General features: G+C 64.9%; 11 protein-coding genes. 2 read left to right on the top strand and 9 right to left on the bottom strand.

Features of this window, described 5'->3' with window-relative positions; all coding sequences use genetic code 11:
- Position 1: 1 nt before the first annotated feature.
- Both G3T36_RS05995 and G3T36_RS05990 read right to left on the bottom strand, forming a co-directional pair.
- Entirely contained in the window at positions 2-964 is a 963-nt protein-coding gene (locus G3T36_RS05995) for a carbohydrate ABC transporter permease (RefSeq protein WP_163288635.1), read from the bottom strand.
- Between the two features lie 50 nt (positions 965-1,014).
- Positions 1,015-2,226, bottom strand: coding sequence for a sugar ABC transporter substrate-binding protein (locus G3T36_RS05990; protein ID WP_163288634.1), 1,212 nt, complete (start codon positions 2,224-2,226; stop codon positions 1,015-1,017).
- A gap of 451 nt (positions 2,227-2,677) precedes the next feature.
- Between G3T36_RS05990 and G3T36_RS05985 the strand changes: the two genes are divergently transcribed.
- Positions 2,678-3,688, top strand: coding sequence for a LacI family DNA-binding transcriptional regulator (locus G3T36_RS05985; protein WP_193571010.1), 1,011 nt, complete (start codon positions 2,678-2,680; stop codon positions 3,686-3,688).
- Positions 3,689-3,817: 129 nt separating this feature from the next.
- Positions 3,818-4,708 (top strand): aldo/keto reductase, encoded by an 891-nt coding sequence (locus G3T36_RS05980; RefSeq protein WP_163288632.1) that lies wholly within the window; start codon positions 3,818-3,820, stop codon positions 4,706-4,708.
- Here the strand turns inward: G3T36_RS05980 and G3T36_RS05975 are convergent.
- The 7 genes from G3T36_RS05975 to G3T36_RS05945 all read right to left on the bottom strand — a co-directional run bounded on the left by G3T36_RS05975 (position 4,668) and on the right by G3T36_RS05945 (position 12,385).
- The gene (locus tag G3T36_RS05975; protein WP_163288631.1) at positions 4,668-5,816 is read right to left on the bottom strand and encodes a cellulase-like family protein; all 1,149 of its coding nucleotides are present in this window, start codon (positions 5,814-5,816) and stop codon (positions 4,668-4,670) included. The two genes, G3T36_RS05980 and G3T36_RS05975, sit on opposite strands and share 41 nt — an antisense overlap.
- Before the next feature lie 16 nt (positions 5,817-5,832).
- Entirely contained in the window at positions 5,833-6,924 is a 1,092-nt protein-coding gene (locus G3T36_RS05970) for an enolase C-terminal domain-like protein (protein WP_163288630.1), read from the bottom strand.
- Positions 6,921-8,078, bottom strand: a complete 1,158-nt coding sequence (locus G3T36_RS05965) for a Gfo/Idh/MocA family protein (protein WP_163288629.1) — start codon at positions 8,076-8,078, stop codon at positions 6,921-6,923. The genes G3T36_RS05970 and G3T36_RS05965 overlap by 4 nt, the downstream gene beginning before the upstream one ends.
- A gap of 6 nt (positions 8,079-8,084) precedes the next feature.
- The gene (locus tag G3T36_RS05960; protein ID WP_163289106.1) at positions 8,085-8,921 is read right to left on the bottom strand and encodes an ABC transporter permease subunit; all 837 of its coding nucleotides are present in this window, start codon (positions 8,919-8,921) and stop codon (positions 8,085-8,087) included.
- Positions 8,922-8,976: 55 nt separating this feature from the next.
- On the bottom strand, positions 8,977-9,930 hold the full coding sequence (locus G3T36_RS05955) for a carbohydrate ABC transporter permease (RefSeq protein ID WP_338031478.1): 954 nt from the start codon (positions 9,928-9,930) through the stop codon (positions 8,977-8,979).
- 4 nt (positions 9,931-9,934) lie between these two features.
- Complete coding sequence (locus tag G3T36_RS05950) at positions 9,935-11,182, bottom strand: ABC transporter substrate-binding protein (protein WP_163288628.1); 1,248 nt, start codon at positions 11,180-11,182, stop codon at positions 9,935-9,937.
- A 183-nt stretch (positions 11,183-11,365) separates the two neighbouring features.
- Entirely contained in the window at positions 11,366-12,385 is a 1,020-nt protein-coding gene (locus tag G3T36_RS05945) for a LacI family DNA-binding transcriptional regulator (protein WP_163288627.1), read from the bottom strand.
- Between the last annotated feature and the right edge of the window lie 431 nt (positions 12,386-12,816).

Raw genomic sequence — 12,816 nt, 5'->3', positions numbered from 1 at the left:
CCTATTCGTCGATCGCGCGCCGGTTCGCGCGGAGGTAGATCGCGGTGAATGCGAGCGAGATGATGATCAGGATGTTGCTGAGAGCCGCGCCTTTGCCGAACTCGAACAGCGCGAACGACTGGTGGTACGAACTCGTCGCGAGGGTGTCCGTCGCATTGGCGGGTCCACCGCCGGTGAGGCCGAGGATGATGTCCAGCACTTTCAGGGTGTAGACGACACCCAGCACCAGCACCACGCTGACCACCGGGCGCAGACTCGGCAGCGTGATGAAGCGGAACGCCTTCCAGCCCGTCGCACCGTCGAGTGCGGCCGCTTCATAGAGCTCGGCCGGGATGCCCTGAAGCCCGCCGTACAGGATCGCGACGTTGAACGGGATGCCGAGCCAGATGTTGACGAGGATGACCGAGACGAGAGCGACATTCGGGCTGCTCAGCCACGGAATGGCCGAGGGCGTGAGATGGAGGGCGAGGAGCGTCTGGTTCAGGACACCGCTGTCCTGGTCGAGGATCCACTTCCAGATCGCGCTCGACGCGATGAGCGGGAGCAGCCACGGAAGCAGGAGCAGGGAACGCAGGACGCCGCTCAACGGGAAGTTGCGTTGGAAGAAGATCGCCAGCGCCAGTCCGATCACGAACTGTCCGGCGATGGAACCGATTGTGAAGAGGGCGGTATTCACGAGCGCGGTGGGAAACAGGCTGCTGGTGAGGACACTCACGTAGTTCGCGAAGCCGACCCAGGGTGCTTCGCCGGTGTAGAACGTCTTCGTCGTGTAGTCCTGGAACGCCATGATGACGTTCTGGACGATGGGGTACGCGAAGAACAGCACGACGTACGCCAGCGCGGGAACGATGAAGAGCCATTGTGCCGCCCGCTGCCACGTGAGCCTGCGGCGCCGGGGTGGTTGAGCACCCCGGCTCGACGTCAGATCCTGCGTCTCGGTGCCGATAACGTTCGTTGCCGTCATGGCCTCGTTTCCTCTCTCTGACGTCGATGCCGGGGTGCTCTGTGCGTTCACTACTGGCTGGCAGCCTGCGTGAAGGCGTCTGCCGGAGTCGCCTTGCCGGTCAGCGCGAGCTGTTCGGCCGTGTAGATCTTCGTCGCGGCGGCCGGCCAGTCCGGCCCCAGCAGCGCAGTGCGCGCCCGGCCGTTTCCGACGATCGTCACGATCGAGGCGAGGTCGGGATTGGCTGCGGCGAACTCGGATGCGAGAGCCTTGTTCGAAGGCACCTCCATGTTCGCGACGGCGTTGGCCTTCTGGTTCTTGTCGCTGTTGAGGCACGCGACGAACTTCGCGGCCGCTGCCATCTTCGCCTTGTCCTTGTTGAGGGGCACGGTGTAGGCCTCGCCGCCGAGCGGCGCCTGCGAGGTCTGGCTCGCGTCCCGCGGCGGGATCGGCACGGACGCCCAGTGGAGCTTGGTGGCCGCCTTGAGGGCCGGGATGTTCCACGGACCGTTCTCCATCATGGCCGCTTTGCCGGCGATGAACTGGTTGTTGACGTCACCCTGGTTCCACCCGACGACGCTCTTCGATGCGGAGCCACTCTTCACGAGGTCGGTGAGGAACTGCAGTGCCTGCGTGTTCTCCGAAGAGTTGAGGTCCTTCTCGCTGCCCCCGTTGGTCCACATGTACGGCATGAACTGCCAGGTTCCTTCGTAGGTGTTGATGCCGCTGAACGCGAATCCATAACGTCCGGGAGCTGTCAGTGCCTTCGCGTCGGCGGCCAGCTCAGCCCACGTGGTGGGCGGGTTGAGGTTCGCCGCCTTGAACAGGTCGGTGTTGTAGAACAGCGCGAGCGAATTGGCGACCGGCTGCAGACCGTACAGCTTGCCCTTGTACGTGCTGGCGGCGAGTACACCGTCGGCTTCGCCGCTTCCGGTCATGCCGTAGTCCTCGAGCGGAGCGAGGACGCCGGTCGAGGCGAACTGCTGAACATCCGGGTTGTCGAGCATCAGCACCTCGGGCAGGGTGTGCGACGAGCTCTGCTGGAGGACCTTCGTGATGTAGCTGGCTCCGGGAACGTGACTGATCGTGATGCTCACCTTGCCGTCGGCCGCGCACGACTGGTAGATCGGGTCGATTGCCGGCTTGGGTGCGGTGAAGTAGTCCTGGACTGTCAACTTGACGGTGCCGGACGACGTGCCGGAACCACTGGACGAGCAGGCTGCGAGGCCGAGGGGAACAAGCGCTGCGACCGCTACGGCCGCCGCCATCCTCATCATTCTCATGTGATTAGCTCCTTTGCTGATACTTCTTGGGGGGTGCCACGCACGCCTAGGATGTTGCGTACGCGGGTGGTGTGCCACTTGAGGGTGTTCACGCGCGTCCAGCGGGAGCTGGCTGCTGCGCTTCGTTCGACGGCTTCCAGCACACGTTGAACCCCCGGCCCATCCCGAAACGATGGGCTGGGGGCCGTGCCGTGTGCGATCCCGGCGACGAAGTCTTCGTTCGGGTGCGCGGAGGCGTTGATCGTGTTGCGGGACACCGCCGCCTCCTACCTGCGCATCATCGAACAGTAAAGCGCTTTACCGCTTGAGTGGAATTATTACTTCGGTTCATCTTCGGTGTCAACAGAAAAGTTATGCGCTTTACCAAATCGATTCTTTTGGGGCAGAATGAGGTCGACGCCGAAGCGGGCGGGACTCTTGCACTCTGGGGAAGGAGCACCTCGTGACGACCATGCGTGACGTAGCAGAGCGCGCCGGGGTGTCGACCGCCACCGTCTCATTCGTCATCAACGGGACGAAACGGGTCGCACCCGACACCCACGCGCGAATCGTGCAGGCGATGGATGAGCTCGGGTTCCGCCGGAACGTTCTGGCACGCGCACTGGCGAGCCGCCGTACGCGCATCATCGCGCTGCTCTCCCCCGTGCTCGATCACCGCATCGGCCGGACCGGCATGTCCATCGTCACCAGCGCGGCCGTCGCCGCGAGCGACCGCGGCTATCGCCTCGTGCTCTCGCCGGTGAGCAATGACGGTCGCGAGATGAAGGAACTCCTGACCGACGGACTCCTCGACGGGGTCCTGCTGATGGAGGTGCAGATGGACGACCAGCGCGTCCAGAAGCTCACCGAACTGGGAGGGACGTTCGCCCTGATCGGCCGGACAAAGGATCCGTCCCAGCTCGCCTACGCCGACATCGACTTCGACCGGACGGTCGCCGAGGGTCTCGACTATCTCGTCGGCCTCGGGCACCGGCAGATCGCGCTAGTCCTGGGCCAGCAGGAAGGCACGAGCCTCGCCGGCTACGGTCCGTACGTCCGCACCGAGGCGGCATTTCGAGAGGGCATGGCGGCTCGCGGACTCGACCCCATCGTCACATCGACGGAGCCGAGCCAGAGGGGCGGCATGTCCATCGTCGACACGCTGCTCGAAGAGACGCCCGGCCTCACCGCGATCATGGTCCTCAACGAGGATGCGGCCCCCGGTATCGTGAGCCGGCTGGCCGAAGTGGGCCGGCCCGTGCCGCTCTCCGCATCCGTGCTGTCGATCGCGACGACGCCTGCGCTGGGCGCCATGTCGCACCCTGTGCTGAGCACGATGAACGTCCCTGAGGTCGAGCTTGGAGAGCACGGCGTGGCGGCTCTCATCGACCAGCTCGAAGGAACGATGAAGGAGCTTCCGCAGGTGCTCATCCCGTGCACGCTGCAGATCGAAGGGACGACGGGGCCGGCTCCCGCGCTGTAGGCCCATCGCCGCACTTGTTTGGCCCGAGCGCACTTGGTTGTACTAGTGCGCTGGGAACGAATTAGTGCGGAACAGCCTCAGCTCATTTGTTTGCTTGCGCGCGCAAACAAAGCTGGATAGCGTGGATACATGACTGATCCCACACGGTTCCACATCGGTTCCCATGACGTCGCGCGCGCCGGCTACGGCGCCATGCAGCTCGCCGGCCCCGGAGTGTTCGGCCCACCCTCGGACCGCGGCGAGGCCATCCGGGTCCTGCGCCGGGCGGTCGAACTCGGCGTCGACCACATCGATACCGCCCAGTACTACGGGCCCGTCGTGGTCAACGAGCTGATCCGGGATGCGCTCGCACCGATCAGCGACGAGATCGCGATCGTCAGCAAGGTGGCCGTTCGGCGTGGACCCGCGGGCGAGATCCTAGCGTACGACGCACCCAGGGAGCTCCGCGCGGGGATCGAGGACAACCTGCGCACGCTCGGCGTGGAGCGTCTCGCAGCGGTGAACCTCCGGATGCCCGACCCGACCGCCCGGCCGGATGCACGGTTCGACGATCAGCTGGCGGCGATGGTGCAGGCGCGTGACGACGGGCTGATCGACGGCGTCGGCCTGAGCAACGTGAGTGCCGCCCAGCTCGAGCGCGCGCTCGAACTCACGCCGATCGTCTGTGTGCAGAACTACTTCAGCCTCGCCAACCGCGACTCCCTCGACGTCCTGACGATCACGGCCGACCACGGAATCGCCTTCGCGCCGTACTGTCCGCTGGGATGGCCCCGCTCCGACCGTGACCGCATCTTCGCGCATCCGACCGTCCAGCGGATCGCGCGGAACCACGACGCCACCCCTGCACAGGTCGCGCTCGCGTGGCTCCTGGGCCTCGGTCCTCACATCCTGTTGATCCCGGGCACGCGGTCGCTGCAGCACCTCGAGGAGAACCTCGGCGCCACCGGCGTGAACCTGAACGATTCCGACCTCGAGGAGCTCACGAACCTTCGACTGAGCCCCGTTCACCAACTGAGCTGAGCGACAACGCCCCGTCGTGGATGCGCGTCGTCAGTTCGACGTGCCACGCGACGTCCTCCCACATGCCCACGTATTGAGGGCCGCAGAAGTTGCTCGTCGCGATCCCGCGCCAGCGCTCGTGCTTGATGGCCTCGTCGACGCCGAATTCGCAGAGATCCTTGACCCAACCCCATTCGAGTCCCGGCCCGTCCTTCCAGCACACGATCGCCCACGACTCGGTGGTCACGAGGGGAAGGTTCCTCCACCGGGACCAGTCCGCCATGTCCGTGATCATGTTCGACAACTGGATTCGCCACTCATCCGCACTCGATTCATAGAGTCGCCGGGCTTCTGCGGCGAGCAGTTCGTACTGACCGGGATCGCTCCCGTCGTAGCCGAATTCTTCATAGAAGTTCCGAGGCCCGGCGAGCACCATCCAGACGTGGGGTTCGAGCAGGTCGTAGTGCGAGACATCCTCCGCGAGGACCGTATCGAACTGCGCCGAGATCGAGAAACACAACGGGATGTGAGGATACGCGCGTCGCACGCGGTCCAGCGCCGTGTTCGTCCACTGCTGGCCCTCCGTGGATGTTCGGAGCATCTCCGCCGGCGGGTCGTCACCATCGGCCGAGGTGAACGGTGCCCACATCAGCTGCGGCCATTCGTTGCACAGGTCCACGTACCAGAGCGCATCCAGGAGCCCAGCATCCCGGATATGGTCGAGCGTCGCGACCCAGATGTCAGCCAGGACCTCGGGGCCTGTGATCTTCATGCGGGTGTCGGCGACGTCCCGGCGGAACCAGGTCGACAGGGCGACCTTCAGACCTCGGGCGTCTGCCAGGCGGATGAAGTCGACGAGCGCAGGCATCGGCGAGACCGTCACCTCGAAGGGAGCGCCCCAGTCGTGCATGACCCAAGCCGGGACCAGGGTGAAGCTCCCGCCGGGGTCCTCGGCCACGAGGTGCGGATACGCGTCGATCCGGACCACGTCGTAGCCGCGCTCGACCAGCTCGTCGAGCGCGCGACCCCAGTCCTCGTACCCTCCTCCCGGCCACCGTCGCTCGAGCCACGAGAAATCCCACATCGCAATCGCGAGCGCATTCTTCGAGCCTGTGACCAGCTCAGTCATTCGTGCATCCCATCCGTCAGTTCTGGTCCGGCGCGCCGGCTCCACCCCAGGTCGCTTCCCACCCGACACCGATCGCATCCCCGGCCCGGACGAACCCGTCAACGTCGACGGATGCTTCCCGGACGACCGGGTTCTGGGTGACGAGCGACTCGAAATACGTCGTATTCGGGATGCTCATCGCGAGCTGGACGTTCACGGGACCCCCGGCATGGATCTCGGCACGCAGGTTGAACGCCTCTGCAAGGTGCGCGATGCGCAGAGCCCCTGTCACGCCGCCCTTCAGATGAGCTCCCGTGCGCACGGCGCCAGCGCACCCGGACGCGATGAAGTCGGCCGTGTTCATGTGGACACCGTCGCTCGTCTCGGCGACGAGGAGGGGAATGTCGACCTGCTCGGCCAGACGCTTGTAAGCCGTGATACTGAACTCCCGCATCGGCTCCTCATACCAGCGGTATCCCGCCTCGGAGAGCGCCCTGCCGAGATAGACGGAGTCGTGCAGGTCGAACCCGGCGGACCCGTCGTACATCAGGTCGACATCCGGGCCGACGTGGTCGCGCAGGGCCTGCGAGAGCTCGGCATCACGCTTCGCGTCACCCCACGCGTGCAGCTTGATCGCGTGATACCCGAGTTCCAGGCACTGATCGGCGACGTCGAGATATTCCGGGATGTCCCTGAAAGTCGTCGTCGAAGCGTACGCGGGCAGCGCATCCCGATACGAACCGAGGAGCCGGTGAAGCGGGAGCTCGGCTCGCTTCGCCGCGATGTCCCAGAGGGCGATGTCCGCGAGTCCGAGAACGTAGATCGGGAACTCCTCGATCCGGTCGAGCTCCCACATCCTGTGCCACAGCCATTCGCGGGCCAGTGCGTCCGCACCGACGAGCTCGGCACGAAGACGGCGTTCGACAAGGTCCTTGAGAATGACTCCCCGGGTGCAGTGGGCATAGCCTCGCAGCCCGGACTCGGTCGTGATGACCAGCCAGCCGCCGATCGACTCACCCCGATCCGACCCGGGCAGACCCTGCCTCCACACGAAAGGCGGTGAGGCAGGAGGCTGGGCCACCAGGACGACGTCGACATCGACGATCGTGTCGCCGCCCGCGCCGCTCATGACTGCAACTCGAAGTACTGCCGGATGTCAGGCGCGACGGCCGGGATGCTGATGGAACACCCGTCGGTCCGCAACGAGATCGTCGCGGCCTCGCCGGCGGCGACAGCATCCCGCGCTGCCACCGGAGAGGTCTCCGTGGGCCCGCCCTCGCGCACGAAGCGCAGGAACTCAGCGACAAGCGCGCTGTCCGCGCCCCCATGTCCGCCCTCGGCGGCCGGGATCGGGATGATCTCATCGGGTTCGGCGTAATCTCCGCGCGTCGTCCAGACCTTGATGACACCGCCGTCGCCGTCGCCGAAGTTCTCGATGCGCCCCTCGGTTCCAATGACGGTGTAATTGCGCCAGTAGTCCGGCGTGAAATGGCATTGCTGGTAGCTGGCGTAGACGCCGTTCTCCAGCTGCATCAGCATCATCGAGACATCCTCGACATCCACCACGGGGTTCAGCCCGGTCAAAGTGCGGGGAGGCCAGTTGTCGTGACTGATCCACTCGCCCATGCGCTCCTCGGAGCGGTCGCGCCGGTCCTTGATGTCGCCGTAGACGGTGAGTCCGCCCATGCCGACGACGGTCTCGCTGCGCGAGTCGGCCAGCCAGTGGATCACATCCAGGTCGTGGGCGCCCTTCTGCAGGAGCAGCCCGGTCGACTTGGTGCGGTCGGCGTGCCAGTCCTTGAAATAGAAGTCACCGCCGTTGCCGACGAAATGGCGACACCAGATCGCTTTGACCTCGCCGATCCGGCCCGAGCGGACGATGTCGCGCATCGTGCGCACCAGCGGAAGGTGTCGCATGTTGTGACCGACATACAGCCGGGTGCCGGTCACGCGCGCCGTCTCGAGAACGCGGTCCGCATCCTCAGCCGTGATCGCAAGCGGCTTCTCGCAGAACACCGGAACACCGGCGCGCAGGGCCGCGATTGCGACCTCGGCGTGCGTGAAGTCCGGTGAGAGCACCATGACCGCATCGATACCCGAGCTCAACAGGTCGTCGAGCGACGTCGCGATTCTCGCATCCGGAAGTTCTTCGGCGACACTGCGCTGTGCGCGCTCGGCCGGGTCCCAGACCGCCGCGATCACCGCGTCGTTGCCGGGAACCACGACGTCGCGCCAGAGTGCCGAGCGGGCGCCGAAGCCGACGATTCCGATTCGTAGTGACAAGTGGTTCTATCCCTTCGTGCCTGTCAGCGCGATGCCCTGGATGAACTGGCGCTGGAGGAAGGCGAATGTGATGAGCATGGGGAGGCACGCCAGCAGTGCGGCCGCCATCAATACCGGGAAGTCCGTGAAGTGGAGGCCGATGAGCTGGGCCATCCCGACGGTGAGGGGCTCCTTGGCGGGATCCGACGTCACGACAAGCGGCCACAGCAGGTCGTTCCACGACCACAGCGCGGTGAAGACGGCGAGCGCGATGATCCCCGGCTTGGCGAGTGGAAGCATCACCTTGTAGAAGACCTGCCAGGCGTTCGCGCCGTCGACCCGTGCCGCCTCCTCGAGCTCGTTGGGGAGCGCCATGAAGAACTGGCGCATGAGGAAGCATCCGAACGCGCTGAACATGCCGGGCACGATCAGCGCTGCGAGGCTGTTCATCCAGCCGAGGTGGAGGATGAGTTCGAACTGTGGGAGCAGGAAGAGCTGCGAGGGCACCATCAGCACCGAGAGGAACGCCAGGAAGATCACGTTGCGTCCAGGGAACCTCAGCCGGGCGAATGCATAGCCCGCCATCGTGCACAACACGACCTGGCCGGCGACCCGTCCGATCGTGAGAAGCACCGAGTTGGTCAGCATCGAACCGAACGGGAGAGTGGCGAACACCTTCGCGAAATTCCCAAAGTCCCACGGACTCGGGATGATCTGCGGTGGCACGGCGTGCGCCCCGTCGAAGGTCTTGAATGCGGTGAGCGCTTCCCACACGAACGGGAAGATCATGACGACGGCGCCGGCGATGAGAAGAGTATGGACGAGCCACGGCTGACGGGCGCGGCGACGCCTGCGGACTGACACAGCGACGGCCGCCGATGATTCGCCGGCCCTCGGCGCGGTTCGCGTAACGGTCGACTCAGTACTCATAGTGAACCCACTTCCGCTGGAGCCGGAACTGTACGGCGGTGAGAATCAGGATGATCACCATCAGTACGAGGGCGATCGCTGCCGCGAGGCCGCGCTGATTGCGGATGAATCCGACCTGGTAGAAGAGCGAGACGATCGTCATCGTCGCCTCGCGTGCCGGACTCCCCGTGGGGATCATGACATAGAGCAGGTCGAAGACCTGGAGCGCTCCGATCACGGTGATGACACTCACGAAGAACACGCTGGGGCTGAGCAAGGGCAGCGTGACGGAGAAGAACCGGCGGATCGGGCCGGCGCCGTCGAGGCTGGCCGCCTCGTAGAGGGATGCCGGGATGCCCTGCAGTCCGGCCACGAAGATCACGATGTTCGTACCGAGCGTCGCCCAGATGCCGACCACTGCGACCGCCATGAGCGCGGTCGACGGGTTGGCCAGCCAGCTCGTCCCCTGGATCCCGACCAGGTGGAGGGCCTGGTTCAGTACGCCGTAGTCACCGTTGTAGATGAACGTCCAGACCAGGGCGATCGCCGCCGGCATGGTGACGACGGGTATGAAGTAGAGCACGCGGTAGAAACTGCGGCCCTTGAGTCCCGGAGTGTTGAGCAGGCTGGCGAGGACGATCGCGAGCGGGATCCCGAGGAGTGCGACTGCGGTGTACAGGGCGGAGTTCCCTGCAGCCCTGAGCAGATCGGGGCTGTTGAAGAGCTGCGCGAAGTTCGCGAGGCCGACCCACGTTTCGCCGCCGAAAGCGCCGGTGGTGGTGAGGGACATATATCCGGTACGCAGGAGCGGCCAGAAGTAGAACGCGGCGAGCCCGAGGGCCGTCGGGCCCACGAACAGGAGCGCCCACCAGGCGGAGTCGCGCAGCGGCTTGCGACGACGAACCGCAGGTGCCGGGGTTGTGCCCGGCACCTGCGTCCGTGTCATCGTCGATGACTGGGACACGTCGTTATTCCTTGGCGAGATCTGCGTTCATCTTCGCCGCCAGGTCTTTCAGACCCGTCTCGACGTCGACCGCGCCGGTCCAGATCTTCGTCATCTCCGCTGTCTCGTCCTGTCCCCATGCGGCGGAGTTCTTGGACACGGGGTAGGCGACAGCCGTCTTGACCTCGTCGATGTAGGCCTGCAGGTTGTAGTTCGGCAGGGACTTGACCCACAGGTCCTGCGTGCCGTTGAACGCTGGGATCACTGCGCCGGCTTTGGCCATGTAATCAGCAGCGGTCTTGCCGCTGGCGAAGGTAGCGAACTTCTTCGCTGCATCGAGGTGAGCGCTCTTCGCAGAGACGACGTTCGCCAGGCCGTGCATGATGGACTGGTTGCTGACCGGGCCCTGGGGCAGCGGCGCGACATCGATGTTGCCCGCGATCGACGACTTGGCGAATGCACCCGGGTTCCACGATCCGGCCCAGTACATGGCGATCTTGCCCGAGGTGAAGAGATCGGCCGAGTAGGTGTCGGTCATCTGCTGGAGTGTCGGGGAGGCCTTCGCCTTCACCAGGTCGACCCAGAACTTGACACCCTCGATCGTCTTCGGGTCGTCATAGCCGGACTTCTTGCCGTCCGGGCTGATGATGTATCCGCCGGCCTGTGCCACCGTGTCGTAGAAGTTCTCCTGGCCGTACGGGGGAGCTGCGACACCGAAGGTGCCCGGCGTCTTGCCCGTGAGTGCCTTCGCGTCGGCGGTGAAGTCATCCCAGGTCCAGCCGGCCTTGGGGTACGCCACACCCGCAGCGTCGAACAGCTTCTTGTTGTACCAGACGCCGACCGTGTCGAAGTCCTTCGGCGCCCCGTAGAGCTTGCCCTGGTAGGTGTACAGGTTGATCAGGGCGTCGGGGTAGTCGCTCTTCTTCACGTTGTCGAGCGGCGCAAGCTGGCCGTTCGATGCGTAGAGCTGGAAGCTCGGGCCGTTCATCCAGAACACGTCCGGAGCGGTTCCCGCCGAGGCTGCGGTCTGCAGCTTCGTCCAGTAGTCGGCGTTCGCCGTCAGCTGGATGTCGACTGTGATGTTGGGGTTCTGCTTCTCGAAGGCCGAGACGATCTGCTGCATCGCGGGCTCCTGGTTCTTGTCCCAGATGCCGTAGGTGAGGGTGACCTTCTCGTTCGAGGCCGGCGCGCTCGAGCAGGCGGTGAGGCCCATGAGCCCGAGTGCGGCGATGGCCACTCCCGCCCCGATTGCACGGATGGTACGTCGCTGCATTGAATCTCCTTTGATTGGTTTGCGTGTGACTGCGGAACTACTAAAACGATTAAGTAGCACATGAATACAAGTTCGCGCAAATTGTGATCAACGGAGTTGGCTAAGTGGAAATCGGCTGAACATTTGCCGCACAATCGCGACACGGTACCGCAGCCTCACGGCAAGAACGCGGAACGTCCTGGCTCAGGCGCGGGTCGACTCCCGCTCGATGAGCACCCAGTCGAGCTCGTGGAGCGTGCCGTCGCCGACCTCGCCCGGCCCCTCCAGGGCCCGCTTGACGATGATGTCCGCGACCAGGGCGAACTGGTCGATCGGGCCGACGGTCGAAAGGGAAGGTTCGGTCAGGCCCGCATCGGGGGTATTGCCGACGCCGATGACGGCGACGTCCTCGGGCACACGTATGCCGAGCCGATGTGCCGCGTTGATCGCCGCGATGGCGGCGAAGTCGGTCGTCGCGTAGATCGCCGTAGGCCGGTCTGACGCCGAGAGGAGATCCAGCGCCACCGCGTACGCCTCCGCCTGGGTCTCTTCGTAAACCCCAATGCGGTCCTCGCGAACCTCGAGGCCCGCTTCGGCCATGACTTCGCGGTAAACGGTCAGACGTGAAGGCGTCTCCCTGAAGTTGTTGCGCGAGGTGAGACACGCGATGTCGGTGTGACGTTCGATCAGGGATTCGACGGCGATGCGGCACCCCGGTAGGGACTTCGAGCGGATGACGTCGAAGCCTGCAGGTTCGAGAAGCTCGTCGAAGACGACCACCTTCTGGCCGCGTTCGACCATTGTGGCCAGCCTGCGTTCATCATCCGCACGATCCGGCCCGAGCCCGATGTAGGCGACGTCTGCGCCCTGGAGCTCGAGGGCGGAGAACCAGTCTCCGTCGGCGAGGATCATCGTCGTCAGGCCGGCCGATTTGGCCGCGGAGTTGACGGCATCCGCCAGGGCGAGCGACCACGGGTCGCTCAGCATGTTCAGCGACAGCAGCACGAGACCAGTGCGGCCGGTCCGCACGGCTCGAGCCGAACTGTTCGGGTAATAGCCCAGGCGCCTTACGGCCTCATGGACTCGCTGGGCGGTGGCCTCGCTGATCCCGGCGTCGGGGCGACCGGAGAGGACGAACGACACGGTCGTCGTGGAGACGCCGGCTTCTCGCGCGACCGTCTTAAGGGTCGGGCGAGCCGCTCTCGGCCGCGATCCGTCTGCCATCGTTCCACCTCCCACCGCTTCGCAACGCTATACCAGCGATAAGTATTTCACCCCGGAAACACAAGGAGCCACGCTTGCTTTATCGATTTAGTAAATGTAGCCTCAGACCACACGAAGCGCCTCGAACAGATCAGGCGTTCCTCGACTACGGCCCGCTGCTCGCGCGGCTTCGGGGCAAGCAGTGGGTCCTGTCGCCGCGCCCCGTCTCCGTGACAGATGACCTCGCGATCGCCAACGTGTTCGAGGTCGCCGACGGCTACGCTGTCCCGATCGTCTTCGCGGAAGCCGAGACGGTTCGTGTCGCACTTCGGCTTCCTGGTTCGCCATCGCCGATCAGTCGGCCATCTGGGAGGTCATGCACCCGGGAATCGACGAAACGATCCCGATCTCGCCCGAACGAAGCGACGGAGCCATCGAACTGGACGTTCCGG

The sequence above is a fragment of the Leifsonia tongyongensis genome (genome assembly GCF_010686705.1).
GTDB classification, from domain to species: Bacteria; Actinomycetota; Actinomycetes; order Actinomycetales; family Microbacteriaceae; genus Diaminobutyricibacter; species Diaminobutyricibacter tongyongensis.
This window is presented reverse-complemented; position numbering and strand designations above follow the sequence as displayed.

Coding starts and splice junctions, on each gene's coding strand:
- G3T36_RS05995 (WP_163288635.1), bottom strand. CDS start 964: ATGACGGCAACGAACGTTATCGGCACCGAGACGCAGGATCTGACGTCG.
- G3T36_RS05990 (WP_163288634.1), bottom strand. CDS start 2,226: ATGAGAATGATGAGGATGGCGGCGGCCGTAGCGGTCGCAGCGCTTGTT.
- G3T36_RS05985 (WP_193571010.1), top strand. CDS start 2,678: ATGCGTGACGTAGCAGAGCGCGCCGGGGTGTCGACCGCCACCGTCTCA.
- G3T36_RS05980 (WP_163288632.1), top strand. CDS start 3,818: ATGACTGATCCCACACGGTTCCACATCGGTTCCCATGACGTCGCGCGC.
- G3T36_RS05975 (WP_163288631.1), bottom strand. CDS start 5,816: ATGACTGAGCTGGTCACAGGCTCGAAGAATGCGCTCGCGATTGCGATG.
- G3T36_RS05970 (WP_163288630.1), bottom strand. CDS start 6,924: ATGAGCGGCGCGGGCGGCGACACGATCGTCGATGTCGACGTCGTCCTG.
- G3T36_RS05950 (WP_163288628.1), bottom strand. CDS start 11,182: ATGCAGCGACGTACCATCCGTGCAATCGGGGCGGGAGTGGCCATCGCC.
- G3T36_RS05945 (WP_163288627.1), bottom strand. CDS start 12,385: ATGGCAGACGGATCGCGGCCGAGAGCGGCTCGCCCGACCCTTAAGACG.